At 68.8% G+C, this 17,812-nt stretch carries 13 protein-coding genes and 2 pseudogenes; 6 read left to right on the forward strand and 9 right to left on the reverse strand.

All coding sequences use genetic code 11. The features are described 5' to 3' along the window. Nucleotides 1-758, forward strand: a 758-nt coding sequence (locus tag ACFYWX_RS39380; RefSeq protein ID WP_389429855.1) for a LysR substrate-binding domain-containing protein, incomplete at its 5' end; no start/stop codon positions are given. Between the two features lie 5 nt (nt 759-763). On the opposite strand, the pseudogene ACFYWX_RS39385 reads toward ACFYWX_RS39380, so the two are convergent. From ACFYWX_RS39385 to kdpF, 6 genes and pseudogenes are all read right to left on the reverse strand, one after another. Next, nucleotides 764-925: pseudogene (locus ACFYWX_RS39385) on the reverse strand (sensor histidine kinase KdpD); the annotation flags it as partial. Nucleotides 926-927: 2 nt separating this feature from the next. Then, nucleotides 928-1,611, reverse strand: a complete 684-nt coding sequence (locus ACFYWX_RS39390; protein ID WP_389429856.1) for a response regulator — start codon at nt 1,609-1,611, stop codon at nt 928-930. Nucleotides 1,612-1,725: 114 nt separating this feature from the next. Beyond that, nucleotides 1,726-2,394 carry a potassium-transporting ATPase subunit C gene (locus ACFYWX_RS39395; RefSeq protein WP_389429857.1) on the reverse strand — a complete coding sequence of 223 codons (669 nt, stop codon included), beginning with the start codon at nt 2,392-2,394 and terminating at the stop codon, nt 1,726-1,728. A gap of 24 nt (nt 2,395-2,418) precedes the next feature. Next, nucleotides 2,419-4,542 carry a potassium-transporting ATPase subunit KdpB gene (kdpB, locus tag ACFYWX_RS39400; RefSeq protein ID WP_389429859.1) on the reverse strand — a complete coding sequence of 708 codons (2,124 nt, stop codon included), beginning with the start codon at nt 4,540-4,542 and terminating at the stop codon, nt 2,419-2,421. After that, nucleotides 4,539-6,218, reverse strand: coding sequence for a potassium-transporting ATPase subunit KdpA (gene kdpA / locus ACFYWX_RS39405; RefSeq protein WP_389429861.1), 1,680 nt, complete (start codon nt 6,216-6,218; stop codon nt 4,539-4,541). Before kdpA ends, kdpB begins: the two co-directional genes overlap by 4 nt. Before the next feature lie 8 nt (nt 6,219-6,226). Next, a complete protein-coding gene (gene kdpF, locus ACFYWX_RS39410; RefSeq protein ID WP_037659531.1) occupies nt 6,227-6,316 on the reverse strand; it encodes a K(+)-transporting ATPase subunit F in 90 nt (29 codons plus the stop codon). A gap of 460 nt (nt 6,317-6,776) precedes the next feature. On the opposite strand from kdpF, the gene ACFYWX_RS39415 reads away from it, so the two are divergent. The 5 genes and pseudogenes from ACFYWX_RS39415 to ACFYWX_RS39435 all read left to right on the forward strand — a co-directional run bounded on the left by ACFYWX_RS39415 (nt 6,777) and on the right by ACFYWX_RS39435 (nt 10,894). Then, nucleotides 6,777-7,340: a DUF1707 domain-containing protein gene (locus ACFYWX_RS39415; protein ID WP_389429862.1), complete on the forward strand. Its 564-nt coding sequence runs from the start codon at nt 6,777-6,779 to the stop codon at nt 7,338-7,340. A gap of 223 nt (nt 7,341-7,563) precedes the next feature. Continuing rightward, nucleotides 7,564-9,519, forward strand: coding sequence for an amino acid transporter (locus ACFYWX_RS39420; RefSeq protein WP_389429863.1), 1,956 nt, complete (start codon nt 7,564-7,566; stop codon nt 9,517-9,519). 103 nt (nt 9,520-9,622) lie between these two features. Next, entirely contained in the window at nt 9,623-10,141 is a 519-nt protein-coding gene (locus ACFYWX_RS39425; protein WP_389429864.1) for a hypothetical protein, read from the forward strand. 33 nt (nt 10,142-10,174) lie between these two features. Then, a pseudogene (locus tag ACFYWX_RS39430) lies at nt 10,175-10,343 on the forward strand (integrase core domain-containing protein); the annotation flags it as partial. Nucleotides 10,344-10,531: 188 nt separating this feature from the next. Beyond that, nucleotides 10,532-10,894, forward strand: a complete 363-nt coding sequence (locus ACFYWX_RS39435) for a hypothetical protein (protein ID WP_389429866.1) — start codon at nt 10,532-10,534, stop codon at nt 10,892-10,894. 820 nt (nt 10,895-11,714) lie between these two features. Here ACFYWX_RS39435 and ACFYWX_RS39440 read toward each other — a convergent pair. Genes ACFYWX_RS39440 through ACFYWX_RS39450 form a run of 3 tightly spaced genes read right to left on the reverse strand, consistent with a single transcriptional unit; the run spans nt 11,715 to nt 17,790 of the window. Continuing rightward, the gene (locus ACFYWX_RS39440; RefSeq protein ID WP_389429867.1) at nt 11,715-12,806 is read right to left on the reverse strand and encodes a DNA helicase; all 1,092 of its coding nucleotides are present in this window, start codon (nt 12,804-12,806) and stop codon (nt 11,715-11,717) included. After that, complete coding sequence (gene drmB / locus ACFYWX_RS39445; RefSeq protein ID WP_389429869.1) at nt 12,803-14,656, reverse strand: DrmB family protein; 1,854 nt, start codon at nt 14,654-14,656, stop codon at nt 12,803-12,805. Before drmB ends, ACFYWX_RS39440 begins: the two co-directional genes overlap by 4 nt. Beyond that, the gene (locus ACFYWX_RS39450) at nt 14,653-17,790 is read right to left on the reverse strand and encodes a helicase-related protein (RefSeq protein WP_389429870.1); all 3,138 of its coding nucleotides are present in this window, start codon (nt 17,788-17,790) and stop codon (nt 14,653-14,655) included. Before ACFYWX_RS39450 ends, drmB begins: the two co-directional genes overlap by 4 nt. Between the last annotated feature and the right edge of the window lie 22 nt (nt 17,791-17,812).

Consider the following 17,812-nt stretch of genomic DNA (forward strand, 5'->3'; position numbering starts at 1 on the left):
TGAGGCTGACCGCGCAGGCCGAGATCCTCGTCTCCCACACCGAAGCGGTTCTCGAACGCCTGGAGCGCGCGGAGGCGGACATCGCCGCCTCCCTGTCCGACGTGACCGGCACCCTGCGCGTCGCCTCGTTCCAGACGGCCGCCCTGGCCCTCGTCCCGACCGCGCTCGGCCTGCTGCGTGACCAGCACCCCCACCTGCGCGTCCACGTCACGCACATGGAGCCGGAGCAGTCCCTGCCTGCCCTGCAAGCACGCGACTTCGACCTCGTCCTCGCCGAGGAATACCCGGGCAATCCCAACTCGCGGCCCGCCGAACTCGAACAGGAAGTCCTGCTCGACGACCCCTTGCACCTCGCCATGCCGCAGCCGGCCGACGCAAGGGACGCCGACGGCCCGACGGCGGCGCTCCGCTCACTCGCCGACCACCCCTGGGTGATGGAACCCGAAGGCACAGCCGCCCGGCACTGGGCCATGACGCTGTGCCGCAACGCCGGCTTCGAACCCGACGTACGGTTCGAGACCACCGACCTCCTGCTCCATCAGCGCCTCGTCGAGCAGAAACACGCCGCGGCTTTCCTGCCCGGCCTCGTCTGGAGCGGGCAGCCCCCGACCGTCACCCTGCGCCAGCTCCCCCACGGCCGGCGCACACGCCGCATCTTCACCGTGGTACGCCGCGGCAGCAGCCGGCACCCCGCCATCCAGGCATGCCGGAACGCCCTCCGCCACGCGGTCACACTCCATTCCGGCCAGGCGCAGTGATTGTGGTGCAGCATCACCTCGGTGCGCGGCCGGTGGTGGTGCTCCACGAAGGCGACCACACAGTCGGTACCCCGCTCCACCCGGCGGTGCGCCTCGGACAGCATGGCGTAGGTCTTGCCGACGCCCGGTGCCGCGCCGAGATAGATCCGGAGCTTGCCGCGTGCCATGTTCACCCTTCGAAGCGGTAGCCCATGCCGGGCTCCGTGATGAGGTAGCGGGGATGCGCGGGATCTGTTTCCAGTTTGCGCCGCAACTGGGCCATGTAGACCCGCAGGTAGTTGGTCTTGTTGCTCTGGGAGACGCCCCAGACCTCCTGGAGCAGGTGCTTCTGGGAGACCAGCCGCCCCGGGCTGGTGACCAGGATTTCCAGCAGATGCCACTCGGTGGGCGTGAGCCGGACGTCGCCACCGCCTCTGTTCACCTTCTTGGCCAGCAGGTCGATGGTGAAGTCGTCCGTCTCGACGAGCGTGGTCCCAGGGGCGAGTGGCACCTCCTCGGTGCGGCGGACTGCCGCCCGCAGCCGGGCCAGGAGCTCGTTCATGCTGAACGGCTTGGTGATGTAGTCGTCGGCGCCCGCGTCGAGGGCGGCGACCTTCTCGTCGGACGCCTGTCGGGCGGACAGCACCAGGATCGGTACGCGGGTCCAGCCACGCAGGCCCTTGATGACGTCGACGCCGTCCATGTCCGGCAGCCCGAGGTCGAGCATCACCACGTCGGGCTGACGGGCGGCCGCGAGCCGGAGCGCGGTGGCGCCGTCGGGGGCCGCGTCGACCCCGTACCGGCGTGCCTGGAGATTGATGATGAGGGCCCGTACGAGCTGCGGGTCGTCCTCCACCACCAGCACTCGTGTCATGGGCGTGCGCCTTCCTGTCGTACGTCGTCGGGCCGTACCGGCTTTATGACGGCGGGAGCCGGCGGCACCGGTGCTGTCACCGGCCGCCGACCCCCGCTCGGGCGGATAACGCCATCAGCTCTTCGCCAGGAGTTCCTTGAGCGCGATGTTGAGTTCCAGGACGTTCACCCGGGGCTCCCCGATGAAGCCGAGGGTGCGGCTCTCGGTGTGGTCGTCGACCAGTTTTTCCACCTGGGCCACGGACAGCCCGTTCTTCTCCGCGATCCGGTGGACCTGGATGTCCGCGTACTGCGGGGAGATGTCCGGGTCCAGGCCGGAGCCGGAGGAGGTGACGGCGTCGGCGGGGACGTCGGAGGGGCTGACCTTGTAGTCGGCTGTCGAGTTGTCCTTGACGACGGCCGCCTTGGCGGCGGTCACCCAGTCGATCAGGTCCTTGTTGTCGGCGGACCGGTTGGTGGCGCCGGACAGGATCAGGCTGTACTGGGTGTTGACGCTGTTGGTGCCGAGCCCGTTCTGCGGGCGGCCCTGGAACCACTTCAGGTCGGGATCCGGGGTCTCCTGGCCCTTCTTCAGCGGGAGGTCGTACGACTGACCGATGAGCGAGGAGCCGACGACCTTGCCGTCCGCCTTGACCTCCGAGCCGTTCGCCTTGTCGTTGAACAGGGCCTGGGCGATGCCAGTGACGACCAGTGGGTAGATGACGCCGGTCACCAGGGTCAGCACGAGGAGGGCGCGCAGGCCCGCCCCGAGCAACCGGACGGTATTGGTTACGGAGTTGTTCATGGCCTTCAGCACGCTTTCAAAAAATTACAGCCCGGGGATGAGGGAGATGAGCAGATCGATGAGCTTGATGCCGATGAAGGGGGCGATCAGGCCGCCGATGCCGTAGATCGTCAGGTTGCGGCGGAGCATCCTGTCCGCGCTCACCGGCCGGTACTGCACGCCCTTCAGGGAGAGCGGGACCAGCGCGATGATGATCAGCGCGTTGAAGATGACCGCGGAGAGGATCGCTGAGTCCGGCGAGGACAGGCCCATGATGTTGAGCTTGTCCAGGCCCGGGTAGACGGCCGCGAACAACGCCGGAATGATCGCGAAGTACTTGGCGACGTCGTTGGCGATGGAGAACGTCGTGAGCGCGCCCCGGGTGATGAGGAGTTGCTTGCCGATCTCGACGATCTCGATGAGCTTGGTCGGGTTGGAGTCGAGGTCGACCATGTTGCCGGCCTCCTTGGCGGCCGACGTGCCCGTGTTCATCGCGACGCCGACGTCGGCCTGGGCGAGGGCCGGGGCGTCGTTCGTGCCGTCGCCCGTCATCGCGACGAGCTTGCCGCCCGCCTGCTCCCGCTTGATGAGGGCCATCTTGTCCTCGGGGGTGGCCTCCGCGAGGAAGTCGTCGACGCCGGCCTCTTCCGCGATGGCCTTCGCCGTCAGCGGGTTGTCGCCCGTGATCATGACGGTCTTGATGCCCATCCGGCGCAGCTCGTCGAACCGATCCCGCATGCCGTCCTTGACGACGTCCTTGAGGTGGATGACGCCCAACACCCGTGCGCCTTCGGTGTCTTCGACAGCCACGAGCAGCGGCGTACCGCCCGCCTCGGAGATCCGGTCGGTGAGCGCGCCGGCGTCCTCGGACACCTCGCCGCCCTGCTGCCGAACCCAGGCGACGACTGATCCGGCCGCGCCCTTGCGGATCTTGCGCCCGTCGACGTCCACGCCCGACATCCGGGTCTGGGCGGTGAAGGCGATCCACTCGGCGCCGGTGAGTTCGCCCTGGTCGCGTTCGCGCAGTGCGTACTTCTCCTTCGCCAGTACGACGATGGAGCGGCCCTCGGGCGTCTCGTCGGCCAGTGAGGAGAGCTGGGCGGCGTCGGCGAGTTCGAGCTCGGCGGTGCCGCTCACCGGCACGAACTCCGACGCCTGACGGTTGCCGAGCGTGATGGTGCCGGTCTTGTCGAGCAGCAGGGTCGAGACGTCTCCGGCGGCCTCGACGGCCCGGCCGGACATGGCCAGGACGTTCCTCTGCACCAGGCGGTCCATGCCGGCGATGCCGATCGCGGAGAGGAGGGCGCCGATGGTGGTCGGGATGAGGCAGACCAGCAGCGCCACCAGCACGACCATCGTCAGGTGCGTGCCCGCGTAGTCCGCGAACGGCGGCAGCGTGGCGACCGCCAGCAGGAAGACGATCGTGAGCGACGCGAGCAGGATGTTCAGCGCGATCTCGTTCGGCGTCTTCTGCCGGGCCGCGCCCTCGACCAGGGCGATCATGCGGTCGATGAAGGTCTCGCCCGGCTTCGTCGTGATCTTGATGACGATGCGGTCGGAGAGGACCTTGGTGCCGCCGGTGACGGCCGAGCGGTCGCCGCCCGACTCCCGGATGACCGGTGCCGACTCTCCGGTGATGGCGGACTCGTCGACCGAAGCGACGCCCTCGACGACGTCACCGTCGCCGGGGATGACGTCGCCCGCCTCGCAGACGACCAGGTCGCCGACGCGCAGTTCGGTGCCGGGCACCTGCTCCTCGCGGTCCCCGACGAGCCGCCGGGCGACGGTGTCGGTCTTGGCCTTGCGCAGGGTGTCGGCCTGCGCCTTGCCGCGGCCCTCGGCGACCGCCTCCGCCAGGTTGGCGAAGACGACGGTCAGCCACAGCCAGGCGCTGATGGTCCAGCCGAACCAGTCACCCGGGTCCTTGAAGGAGAACACGGTGGTCAGCACCGAGCCGACGAGCACCACGAACATCACGGGCGACTTGACCATCACCCGCGGGTCGAGCTTGCGGAAGGCGTCCGGAAGCGACTTCACCAGTTGCTTGGGGTCGAAGAGGCCCGCGCCGACCCGGCTCTCCTTGTGACCGGTCGGGACGTCCTGGTGGGGTGCCCGGGTGGGGGTGGCTGTGGACATCGCGTCCTCTTGCTTCGTTACGTCGGTGGTCATGACGCCAGCCCCTCGGCGAGCGGTCCCAGCGCTAGGGCGGGGAAATAGGTCAGGCCGGTGATGATCAGGATCGCGCCCACCAACAGGCCGGTGAACAGGGGCTTCTCGGTGCGCAGGGTGCCCGCGGTGGCCGGGACCGGCTTCTGCTCGGCGAGCGAGCCGGCCAGGGCCAGCACGAACACCATCGGCAGGAAGCGGCCCAGCACCATGGCCAGCCCCAGCGTGGTGTTGAACCACTGGGTGTCGGCGTTCAGACCGGCGAAGGCCGAGCCGTTGTTGTTCGCGGCCGAGCTGTAGGCGTAAAGGATCTCGGAGAAGCCGTGCGCGCCGCTGTTGGTCATGGAGTTGCCCGGAGTGGGCAGGGCCATCGCGGCGGCGGTGAAGATGAGCACCAGGGCCGGGGTGATGAGGATGTAGCAGGCCGCCAGTTTGATCTCGCGGGTGCCGATCTTCTTGCCCAGGTACTCGGGCGTGCGGCCGACCATCAGGCCGGCGATGAACACCGCGATGATCGCCATGATCAGCATGCCGTAGAGGCCGGAGCCGGTGCCGCCCGGCGCGATCTCGCCGAGCTGCATGCCGAGCATGGTGATGCCGCCGCCGAGACCGGTGAACGAGGAGTGGAAGGAGTCCACCGCGCCGGTCGAGGTGAGCGTCGTCGACACCGCGAAGATCGACGAGGCGCCGACCCCGATGCGGGTCTCCTTGCCCTCCATCGCGCCCCCGGCGATCTGGAGCGCCGGACCGTGGTGCGCGAACTCGGTCCACATCATCAGCGCGATGAAGCCGACCCAGATGGTGCCCATGGTCGCGAGGATCGCGTAGCCCTGCTTGATGGAGCCCACCATGATGCCGAACGTGCGGGTCAGCGCGAACGGGATGACCAGCAACAGGAAGATCTCGAAGAGGTTCGTGAACGGGGTCGGGTTCTCGAAGGGATGGGCGGAGTTCGCGTTGAAGTAACCGCCGCCGTTGGTGCCGATCTCCTTGATGGCCTCCTGCGAGGCGACCGCGCCGCCGTTCCACTGCTGGCTGCCGCCCATGCTGTGCCCATTGAAGAATTGGCCGACCTCATGAATGCCGGAGAAGTTCTGGATGGCACCGCAGGCGACCAGGACGATCGCGGCGACGACGGAGAGCGGCAGCAGGATGCGGGTGACACCGCGCAGCATGTCCGACCAGAAGTTGCCCAGCTCGCCGGTGCGGGAGCGGGCGAAGCCCCGTACCAGCGCCACCGCCACGGCGATACCGACCGCGGCCGACACGAAGTTCTGCACCGCCAGACCGGCCGTCTGTACGACGTGGCCCATGGCCTGCTCGCCGTAGTACGACTGCCAGTTGGTGTTCGTGACGAAGGACGCGGCGGTGTTGAACGCCTGGTCCGGGTCGATCGCCTTGAAGCCCAGCGAACCGGGCAGCACGCCCTGCAACCGCTGCAGCAGGTAGAGGAAGAGGACACCGACCGCCGAGAAGGCGAGGACGCCGCGCAGGTACGCGGGCCAGCGCATCTCGGTGTCCGGGTTGGCACCGATGCCCTTGTAGATCCACTTCTCGACGCGCCAGTGCTTGTCGGAGGAGTAGACCCTGGCCATGTAGTTGCCGAGGGGGACGTAGGCGAGACCCAGGGCCGCTATGAGTGCGAGCAGCTGGAGCACGCCGGCGAGTACCGGACCCATGACGTGTCTCAGAACCTCTCCGGGAAGATCAGGGCGAGGACGAGATAGCCCAGCAGGGCGACGGCCACGATCAGGCCGACAATGTTCTCGGCGGTCACAGCTTGGCCACCCCCTTGGCGACGAAGGCCACCAGCACGAACACCGCGATGGTGGTGACGACGAAGGCCAGATCGGCCATCACGAACTCCTGGAACTAGAAGAGGTTCGGAAGAGAAGCGGACAGATGGAGGAAACCCCGCACCTGGCCGGAATCGGTCGGCCGTTGACGACTCCCTTACGGCAGTCGCCGCACCTTTGACGGGACTCTTACGGCGGCTCTCGCAGCGGGCTCTTACGGCAGGCGGAAGCGCAGCCGGCAGATGACCGCGTCTGAGCCGTGATCGTCACGGTCCCCCAACGTCACGCCACGGGCGGTCACCCGCCCCCGATGCCGATCAGTCTGTGACTGAATCAGGCCACCCGTGGCCGATGTTGACGCTCTCCTGATGGTTTCTCAGGCCGGATTGACGCGACTTTGACGGCGCTCGCGCGTCACCGGCTCGGCAGTAGAGTGAAAACGTGACTTCCTTGCCGGAAAACTCGCCGTCACTGCTCAGCGAAGACCATCGCGACACGGCCGTGCAGCGCCTGCAGGAGGCGTACGCCGAAGGGCACCTGTCGCATGAGGAACTGGACGAGCGCCTCCACCAGGCGCTCACCGCCAGGACGGACAGCGAGCTCGCGTCGGCCCTGGCCTCGCTCCCGGCGCTTCCCGCGCTTCCGGCAGAGAACGCGGGCACCACGTCCACGATCGCCGCCGCCGGCGGACGGATCAAGCGCGGCGGCATGTGGCGGGTCCCTCGGATCCTCAAGGTCGAGTCCGCGTACGGCAGGGTGCACCTGGACTTGTCCCGGGCGGTCATCGAACATCCGGTGGTCGACATCGAGCTGCAGCTCGGCACCGGCAGGGCAAAGATCACCGTGCCTCGCGACGCGGTCGTCGAGTACGCGGATCTGTACACCGGGTGGAAGGACACGCGCTACAAGCCCCCACGGCGATCCGGCCCCGGCGGGCCGCCGACGATCCGGATCTCCGGGAGCATGGGCTACGGACGGCTGAAGATCCGCCACGCGCGGCGTTGAGGCCGGTGCGGTCGCTCCCTCCATACGGCCCACCCCTCGCCCCCACAACCGAACCAGCCACTCCTTGATGTGCCCGGCGTTCCCACGGCCGGTCTTAACGCAAGCTTGACGCCGGTGTGTGATCCATCCCTCGGCCCTCGCGTCACTCTCTGCATACGCTGGTGCCGCCGTCCGCGTGATGGCCGAAGCCCCACGCTGAGCCGCACACCGGGAGAGCACGCCGATGGCCACCACCGAACACCCGCCGCCGAGCCGTCTGCGGACGTGGATGCTTCAGGGCCTGTCCGACATGGGCAAGGCCGGCGGCCACACGGGCCCGCACGCCGAGCCCGAGCCCCCGCACAAGGGCCAGCCCTGGTACCGGGTGATGTGCCTGACCGGCGTCGACTACTTCTCCACCCTCGGCTACCAGCCGGGCATCGCCGCCCTCGCGGCCGGCCTGCTCTCCCCCATCGCGACCATCGTGCTCGTCATAGTCACCCTGGCCGGCGCCCTGCCGGTCTACCGGCGCGTGGCCGAGGAGAGTCCGCACGGCGAGGGCTCGATCTCGATGCTGGAGCGGCTGCTGTCCTTCTGGCAGGGCAAGCTGTTCGTCCTGACACTGCTGGGCTTCGCCGCCACCGACTTCCTGATCACCATCACGCTCTCGGCGGCCGACGCCTCGACCCACCTGGTCGAGAACCCGCACCTGACCGAAAGCCTGCACGGCAAGCAGCTGCTGATCACCCTGATCCTGGTCGCCCTGCTCGGTGCGGTGTTCCTCAAGGGCTTCCTGGAGGCGATCGGCGTCGCGGTCGCCCTGGTAGGCGTCTATCTCGCACTGAACGTCGTGGTCGTCGCCGTCGGCGTAGGGCACGTCGCCACCGCCGGCCACGTGATCACCGACTGGTCCAGCGCGCTGACCGCCGAGCACGGCAACGTCTTCGCCATGGTCGGCGTGGCCCTGCTGGTCTTCCCCAAGCTGGCGCTCGGCCTGTCCGGCTTCGAGACCGGCGTCGCGGTCATGCCGCACGTGAAGGGCGACGACGGCGACACCGAGGAGCACCCCCGGGGCCGTATCCGCGACACCAAGAAACTGCTGACGGCCGCCGCGCTCATCATGAGCGTCTTCCTGATCGCCACCAGCTTCATCACCACCCTCCTCATCCCGGAGAAGGAGTTCGAGTCCGGCGGCCAGGCCAACGGACGCGCCCTCGCCTACCTGGCCCACGAATACCTGGGCAACGCCTTCGGCACGGTCTACGACGTGTCGACGATCGCGATCCTGTGGTTCGCGGGCGCCTCGGCGATGGCCGGCCTGCTGAACCTGATGCCGCGCTACCTGCCCCGCTACGGCATGGCCCCGCACTGGGCACGGGCCGTCCGCCCGATGGTCATCGTCTTCACGCTCATCGGCTTCCTCGTCACATGGATCTTCGACGCCGACGTGGACGCGCAGGGCGGCGCGTACGCCACCGGCGTGCTGGTGCTCATCAGCTCGGCGGCGATCGCCGTGACCATCGCCGCCCGCAAGGCCGGGCAGCGGGGCTGGACGATCGGCTTCGCCGTCATCTCGGCGGTGTTCCTCTACGTCACCGTCGCGAACGTCATCGAACGTCCCGACGGCGTCAAGATCGGCGCCTGCTTCATCGCCGGCATCATCCTGGTATCCCTGCTCTCCCGCCTGGCCCGCGCCTTCGAGCTCCGCGTGACGAGCGTGACGCTGGACGACATGGCGGAACGATTCGTGCGGGACATGTCCCACCGCCGTATCCGCTTCATCGCCAACGAACCCGACCAGCGCGACAAGGCCGAATACCGCGACAAGATCGAGCAGATCCGGGCCGACAACGACATGCCGGAGCAGGAGGACTTCGTTTTCGTCGAGGTGACGGTCACCGACCCCTCCGAGTTCGAGGCGGGCCTGACGGTGCGCGGCGAGGTCCTGCACAACCGCTACCGCGTGCTGACCCTGGAGTCCTCCTCCATCCCCAACGCTCTCGCCGCGCTGCTCCTCCACGTCCGCGACGAGACGGGCTGCATCCCGCACATCTACTTCGAGTGGACCGAGGGCGGCCCCTTCGCCAACTTCCTGCGCTTCTTCCTCTTCGGCCAGGGCGAGGTCGCCCCGGTCACCCGAGAGGTCCTGCGCGAAGCGGAACCGGACCGCGCCCGCCGTCCCCGCGTCCACACCGGCTGAATCCGGCACCCGCGTCAGGATCCCGTCAGAATTCGCCCGTACGCCGTCAGAACCCCGTCAGCGACAGTCGCAGGGCCCCGCACAGCCGCCTAGCGTCAGCGACATGACACAGATGGACCCGCGGGCCCCGACCGGCGACCGCCACTGGCGCGGCAGCGCCCGGCTGGCGGCGACCTGCGCCCTGGTGTTCTGTGCCCTTTCCCTGCTCGTGGACTGGGACGCGGGCAGCCTGACGCTCCTGCGAGCTCTGCTGTGGCTGACCTTGTCCGCCACCCTCTTCGCCATCCTGCTCCCGAACCGGGTGACCGCGGGCCCCGGCTGGCTGGCGGTGCGCACCCTTTGGCGCAGGCACATGGTGCGTACGGACGCGCTGGTGGCCGTACGGCAGTACGGCTGCGTGTCCTCACACCTCGCCCTGTGCGACACCCACGGCGGGCGCCTGGAACTCGACCCCCGCGTCCTCACCGCCAACCCCCTGATCTGGCACGAACTCGACACCGGCGTCCACCGCTCCGTCGAACGCGGCACGCTCCGCCAAGGCGCGGACATCCTGGAACAGCTCGGCCACCGGATCGACGACGAGACCACGCGAGCGGTCCTGAGGGCGTCCGGGCTGTCCTGATCAGCGGCTGAGATGACACAAATAACGCACCCCAACCGCACCCTGCTGGACGAGGGGGCCTACGCCCGCCCCTACCGCTCAGAAGCCGAACGGCGCGAAGCATTCCCCGACTGGCTGCATACCTACAATCACCACCGCGGACACACCGCGCTCGCAGGCAAACCCACCCGCCAGCCGCGTCCCCAACCTCTCAGGGCAATACCTAGCGCTCCTCGCCGACGCCTCGCCGGAGCGCCGCGCCCCGCTGGAGGAGATGGTCGCGCCGGCCGAGTTCCTCGCCGAGCGCCTGCCCCGGTTGGTCGACGAGTGGGAGGCACACCGCGAGGAGTTGCGCGCCTCGGGACACCTGACCGGCCCCCGGAAATAGCCCACACCGAGAGGTCGCCCACGATGACCGACCACGACCCGACCGACCAGTCCGCCCTGGCCGCTCTACGAGAGCGAGCAGAGCACGGCGACCGCTACGCGGTCAACGAGCTGATCGGGCTCGCCACCGAACTCGGCGACATGAGCGAGCTGCGCCGCCTCGCGGACGCAGGCAACGCCGACGCGACCGACGAACTCATCCAACTCGCCGGGGAGCAAGGCGATCTCGCGGAACTCCGCCGCCTTTCGGACGGCGGCAACGCCACAGCCATTGACGAGCTGATCGAACTTGCCACCGAAGAGGACCACTTGGATGAGCTACGACGCCTCGCCGACGGGGGCAATGCGACCGCGGCCGAGCAGCTCGCGGAACGGACCGCTGAGTGACCGCAGCCCGCCGACCGCGGCATCGCCGAGGACGACGACCGCGCCGGACACCATGAGCAAGCGAGCCTGTGAGGTGCTGGTTCCTCGGCTGACACGGTCTGCTTCCCACTCGTCCAGGAGCTCTCCCGGATCGCGTACGAGTGCAGTCACGGGGTCAGCAAGCTGGGACATCTCCGCGTCTCATGCTGACCGTTTGCTGACCAGAGTGGCCCCGCCACGCCTCTGAACTGCACAGATGACCGAGCGCTAGACCTTGGACTTGAACATGGTGCGAAACATGGAGAAGCTCCCGTTTTCCCTGCTCCCTGCCCGCTTTTTGCAGGTCAAGGGCGGTCTCCGCAGGCTACATCGATTCAAATATTCGGTCAGCCTCCCCAGGCCTTTGATAGCTCACGCTGCTCCATGGCTGACTTTCCCGATGACCTAGCAGATCAGACGTTTCCTCACTCCAACCGCCCGTTTCCCGACCGGCTTCCCGGCTGCTGTTCTGGTACCGGTCAGAGACTCTTACATCGGGTCCCATTTCGGCGGAACGGCACTGGGCCCAGCCTGCATGCGACAGCGTCCGGCGGTCAGGTCCGCCGCCGATCACGACGGCAGTATCCGGGCCGTGATCCAACGTGAGCAGCCGACACCCATTACCAGCACGGTGGATGTCCCCTCTACTCGAATCCAACGGGCCATAACCCGCAGTTCGCCCCGCCTCGGAAGCGTCGCCCCGGCCAGCACGTTTTGCTGGGAACCCGCTTGGTGGTGGTTCGTTACCACGGGCGGCAGCTCGGCCTGTTGCGAAACCGACGGCACGCCTCCAAAGCCTTCGTCATCCTCGCAGCAGGTCACCGGGCCCCACCTGCGCGCACAGAGGTGGCTCCGTTTCTCCCTCGTATGCCAGATGGAGTTCACGTCGTGCCCGGGTCGCCAGAACGTAATACGTCATGCGCAGGGCGGCCGAGGTGGGATCGACCGCCGCATCTGTATGCGTGTCGGGGATGACGACGGTGTCGAAGCCCAGCCCTTTGGCACTCGCCCGGTGGACGAGCACGATCCCCGGGCGGCCGAGGTCCAGCGTGCGGTAACGGCCTTGTGCCGCTCGGGCCCGGGAGGTGTACAGCTGTGGTTTGAGCCGGGGTGATCTGCGCTCCAGACTGCCGAGCAGTGAGAACTGGGTTTCGGTGGAGTTCACGATCACGCCGATGCTCTGCTGCGGGTGCCTCTGCGCCAGAAGGATCAGCAGGTCGGCTGCGCCGCCGTGCGGCAGACGGTGCAATCGCGGGGGCGGCCCTTCGCGTTGTGGGAGGGCAGGCAGACCGGTCCCCGTGTTGAAGCGGGCGGCGAAGGACGCGATCTGGCGTGTGTTTCGATGGTTGCCGTCAAGTGCGAGACGTGTACAGCGGCCCAACCGCTCGGCGATCTCGGCGAGCGTGGAGTTGGCGTCGGTCAGCCGCTGGCACTCGTCCGCGAACACCGTCGTTCGGGCTCCGAGCAGACGGCAGAGGCGATAGAACTCCGGGGGCAGGTCCTGGCCTTCGTCGACGACCAGGGTGAGTCCGGGCACCGGGCCGGTCTCCACGGCACGGTCGTAGAAGGCGGGCCAGTCGAACCAGCCGTCCGTGCCGCGCGGGGGCTGTCCGCCGTACCACTCGGTGAGCCACGCGTGTGCGGTCGCCACGCGCACGCTGCGGTCCGCCGGGCCGAGCGCGTGTACGGTCGCGGCCAGTGACTGGCGGAGCAGATTGGACCGGGTCAACAGGACTGCCGGAGTTCCGGTGAGGGCGAGCATGATGGCCCGCTGGACCGCCAGGAGGCTCTTGCCGCTGCCGGGCGGACCGCTGATCAGGTGATTGCCGTCGAAGGGGAGGCCGTCGAGGCAGGAGCGCTGTTCCGGTACGAGGTCGAGGTAGGTCAGGGTCACATCTCCTCCAGGGCATCCACCGCGGCGCTCCGGGCGGCCGTGACGATCGACTCCAGGTAGCCGGGTACCTGTCCGCCGCCGACGACGAGAGCGCGGTCGAGGAGGGTGTTGCCGGTCTCGCAGCTCGTCTCGGGCAGTAGGGCGCAGGCGTGGCAGGCCGCGCGATTGAGGTTGCCGAAGCCCTGGCCGGTGTGTTCGGCGCAGAGGGGGTCGGCGGAGCACCAGGCGGCGGCTTCGGTCATCCGCAGCAGGGTCTCGGCGAGGCGCGGCGGTTCGCCCTGCTGCACGAGCCCGCCGAGAGTGCCTTCGGCGTCTCCCGCGGCGGTGTAGACGAGGATGCCGTACTGGTCCTGTTCGGGGCGTGCGTAGACGCGTTCGCGCAGGCTGGCCGTCGTGTAGCCAGATTCGAAGGAGAGCTGGCGGATCAGCAGGTGGGCGAGGGTGTGCAGGAGGACGAAGCGCGGGGAGAGTTCTTCCCCGGTCAGGGCTTGGAGCCGATCCTTCTGGAAGGAGCGGTCGAAGTCGGCGCGCATGCCCGCGACGCGCCGGCGCACCTCTGGGTCGCCTTCCCATGCGGTGAGTTCGTCCTTGTCGAGGGTGAGGAGGATGCCCTCTCCGAAGACTTCGACGGCCGGGAGCCATTTGAGGCGCCGGGCGGTGTCGGCGGGGACGAGGGCCGCGTCCGGGGAGACCCGGCTGAAGCCGGACAGTGCGCGTACCTCGCGCAATCGGTCGGCGAGCACGATACGGCCGATGCGGCGGTGCAGGCCGGCCCAGGGTTCGGCGGTCTCCTGCCCGAGTCCGAGGGTGGTCTCGCGCAGTGCGAAGTCCCGGGTGGCGGGCGGGGTCGGCGCGGTGAAGGCGGCCCACTCCTCGCGGCTGAGGTCGGGGCGGGCGGGCGCCGTGGCCGGGTCGGACGAAACGACGGGCAGGGGCTGCCCGATCTCCTCGGCGAGCAGGGCGTCGAGGAGCTGGTCGTCGGCGCCGGTGTCCTCCTGGATCATCGTGCGGAAGACGTCGGCGCGCGGGGTGCCGGTGACCCGGCAGAGCGACACCCACAGGTCGTGCTCGCGTATGCGTCCGGCGAGTTCTTCGTCTCCCTGCGACGCGGGCGCGTCCGACTCGGGGATGTCGAGCGCCGAGTGCACTAGCGGGTAGTACAGGTTGCCCGCCGTGCGCTGCACGATCTGTACGGGCACGACGCACTCCGTGGCCTCGTTGGCCCGCTGCCAGGGGTTGCGTCCCGAGCAGCGCATGCCGTGCGTGCCGAGGATGTCGAGCAGGTCGCGGGAGGCCCCGCACCCCTTGGCCGTGCAGGTGACGGAGAGCGCCTCGAGGCCGGAGGCGCGCTCGGACACGAGGAAGCGGAGTTTCTCGCGTTCGCCGCACTGCCGCCGTTCGCCTGCTTCTCGCCGCGAGTGAGCCCAGAACCACCAGTCGACGTCGCTGAGGTGGCCGGCCGCGCAGATCTGGACGAACCGCATGGGGGCGAGGGTGCGGCCGGGTGAGCAGGACGGGCAGCGGGGCGGCTGTCCCGGCTTTTCGTCGGCGATGCGCCACCGCTTCATACGGCGGCAGGCCCCGCAGAACAGCCAGGACGGGAAGCGGATGTAGGGAGCTCCGGGAGCGTCGGGGGTGTCGAAGCGGTCGTTGGCCGTGGGGGGCGCGGCGTAGAAGCCGGTGACGCCGAGCCGGCCCGCGAGCCGGGGGGACTCGACGCGCTGTTTGGCCTTCTGCGGCCAGTCGCCGATACCGGTGGCGACGAACGACTCGCCCTGGATGTCGAAGACGGCCCCGACACCGAACGGCAGAACAGTCTGCGACTGGCGTACTCGGAGTGTGCGGCTCACAGGTCGGCTCCCTTCACCGTCACCTGGCATTCCCGGTCGACGTTGCGCATGGAGTTCGGTGTCTCCCAAAGGCCGTAGCGCTGCTCGAAGCTCTTGATCAGGTTGGACTGTCCCTTGCCCTGGCTCCGGTAGTACAGCTCGCGGCCGTCCTTGCGGGCCTCGCGCGCGGCGTCCTCCCAGTCGGCGAGGAGTTCCTCGATTTCCTTGCGTACGGCGTCGGCGGCATACGGTTCACCGGCGGCGGCCCGCTCCGCCAGCTCACCGGCGAGGGCTTCCACTTCGGGTAGCCGGTCGAGGATGTGCCCGGCCTGGTTCTCGGCGGCGAGGCCGAGGCGGTGGCGTACGAGGATGACGAGCGCGGCGTGCAGGGCGCGCCGACGTGAGGGGACGGACCAGGGGGTGACGCTGGTCGGTTCGACGTGCCGGTAGAGGGAGCGGTGGTACACGTCGAAGGTCTCGTAGTGCGAACGATCCCTGGGGCGGGTGGCGTTGAAGAAGGTGACGACGAGACCGGGCACTATATGCCGGCCGACCCGGCTCGTGGCCTGGATGTATTCGGCCGTCGTCTTGGGCTGCCCCTGCATGAGCATCAGCGCGAGCCGCTTCACGTCGATGCCGACGGACAGCATGTTGGTGCAGGGCAGGAACGACACCGACTGCGGGTCGGTCCAGGGCTTTTCGAGCCGGTCGAGGAGAACGGGCTGTTCGGCGCGCGGCAGGTTGCTGGTGAGTTCCTGTACCTGATGGTCCGCCAGTTCCCTGATTCCCGACCCTGAATCCAGCCCCGTGAGCTGTGCGGGAATGTCGTCGGCCGCGGCCGTGACCGTACGGCCGAGTTCGCGGAGGCTGTGGTGGTAGGCGACCAGCGTCCAGTAGGCGTCTCGGTGTTCCTCTGGAAGTTCGTAGGCACCCTGGAGCATCGCCGCGGCAGTGGCGACGGCGGCGCGGCCCGCGGTGTGTCCCTGGGCCATGACGCCGAGGTAGCGGCGGCCGGGCCGGGAGGTGTCGGGTTCGGCGAAGTAGGAGTGCCTGGCGTCGAGTCCGGCGGGCGGGAAGAGCTGGGCGCCGCTGCCGTAGAGGGCGCGGATCTGCTCGCCGGAGCGGCGGATCGTCGCCGTGGACGCCACGACCTTGGGTCCGATGCCGTCGCGGTTGGTGCACAGTCCGAGCACTGCCGCCTCGTACAGGCCGACGGTGGTGCCGAGCGGGCCGGTGAGCAGGTGCAGCTCGTCCTGGATGACGAGGGACGGCGGCAGGTTCCCGCTGCCCGCGCCGAACAGGCGTCCCGAGCGCGGTTCCCATGCGAGCCGGGCGAACTTGTCCACGGTGCCCAGGATGAAGGTGGGCGGCCGGTCGTACAGCTGCTCGTCGACGACGGCGACAGGCAGCTCGTCGTGGAAGGCGCACTCCTCGCGCGGGCAGTAGAAGGTGAATGAGTCGGCGGTGGCGCGTACTCCGTAGTCCCCGATGTCGGGCGACTTGTGGGCAGGCATGATGCGTGTGCCACACCACGGGCAGCGGTCGAGGATGAAGACGTCGTCGGGCCGGGCGGCACCGCGCACGTCGTCGAAGGCCGCGCGTGCTTTCTCGTACGAGTTCGGGGAGGTGGCCTCGCCCACCCACAGGCCGATGGAAAAGGGCTCGTCCCCGTAGGGCGCAGGCTCGGCGCGGCGCAGTGTCTCCAGAGCGCAGATCGTGGTGGCTGCGCGTTGGAACTGCTGGGTGGTGAGCAGACTCAGGGTGTAGCGGCTCAGCACCGCGGTGCCCCCACCGCCCTCCTCACCCCGGCGGAGCACCATGGCGAACGCGGCCAGCAGGAGATAGGCCTCCGTCTTACCTCCGCCGGTCGGGAACCAGATCAGGTCGGCTGTCGCCCGGTCGCGGTGCCGGGGGTCGGCCACGCCGTCCAGGGCGAGCAGGAAGAACGCAAGCTGGAACGGCCGCCATACGGCATCCGGGCTCGGCTCCGGGTCGAGGAGCATCGCTTCGCGGCGGGCGCGGCGTTCACCTGCCTGATCGCGGGCGGAGTGCCGCATCTGGAGGGCCATGGCACGGTTCGCGGTACGGAAGGCGTGCAGCAGCTCGGGCCGCGCCGGATCACAGAGAGTACGGACGCCGGACTCGATCCGGGTGACGGCGGCGTTGATGCGGGCCAGGACTCGGTCGGCGGCCTCTCGACCCCACGCAGGGACCTCGGTGTTCAGCTGTCCCACGTACCAGGCCCGGTAGTCGGCAGCGAACTCCGCCAGTTCCTCGTGAAGTTGGGCGAGGGGCACAGCGGGATCGGCGAGGTGGAGCACGTTCAGTACGGGGGATCCGGTGAAGCCGGCAGCCCGTACACCGCTCACCTCGGCCTCCGGCATGACGGCGGCCTTCAGAGCCACTACCGCCCGCTCGCCGCGCTCGTCGTGCGAGGCATACCGTTCCTCGACCGCGCACCCATGGCCAACGGCATGTGTGCGGACGTGCCGGTACTGGAGACGTAGTTCCTGTTCCTCCAGGTCACGGCTGGCCAGCCGCACGCTCGGGTAGGGCAGGACATCGCCGTCCGCGGGCCGCACTTCCAGTTCGACCTGGAAGAGCATCCGGTCCCATTGCGCGGCCTTGCCGAGCGCCTGTTCGTGGTGGGCCGTGTTGACCAGGGCTACGGTGACGAGCTGTCCGGAGCCGAAGGCGCGCCTGCGGATGCGGATTTCGGCACGTCCGTCGAGCACGGGGACGTGGTCCCGGTCGGGTCCGAGCGCGTGGGTCTCCTCGGGCAGGGGGACGCGTTCCCAGCGGCGGCCCCGCTCACCGGTGGCGGCGAGAGTCTTGTAGCGGGCGCCGGCACAGCGGACGTCGATGGTCGTGGCGTCGGTGTAGAAGCTGAGGCCGAGCGAGGACGGCAGCCAGGAGTTGGACTCGGGCACCGGGTCCGCCGCGGGCGCCGTGTCTACGGCGCCGCCCTCCGTACCGGCGCCGTCGAGCTGCTCCGCTGCGAGGTCCAACTGCCGTTGCAGGTCAGCCTCCTGCGGATACAGCGTGCCCATGAGGTACTCGCGGTCGGGTGGCGCTTCGAGCAGCTCGTGTTCCCCGGAGGCAGGACCGACGAGCCGGCGGTGCAGGTAGGAGACGAGTTCCTGTCTGGGGTCCATGGTGGTGCTCCTGAAGCGGTAC

Origin of the sequence: Streptomyces sp. NPDC002888, from assembly GCF_042888465.1 — a bacterium.
Classification (GTDB): Bacteria; Actinomycetota; Actinomycetes; order Streptomycetales; family Streptomycetaceae; genus Streptomyces.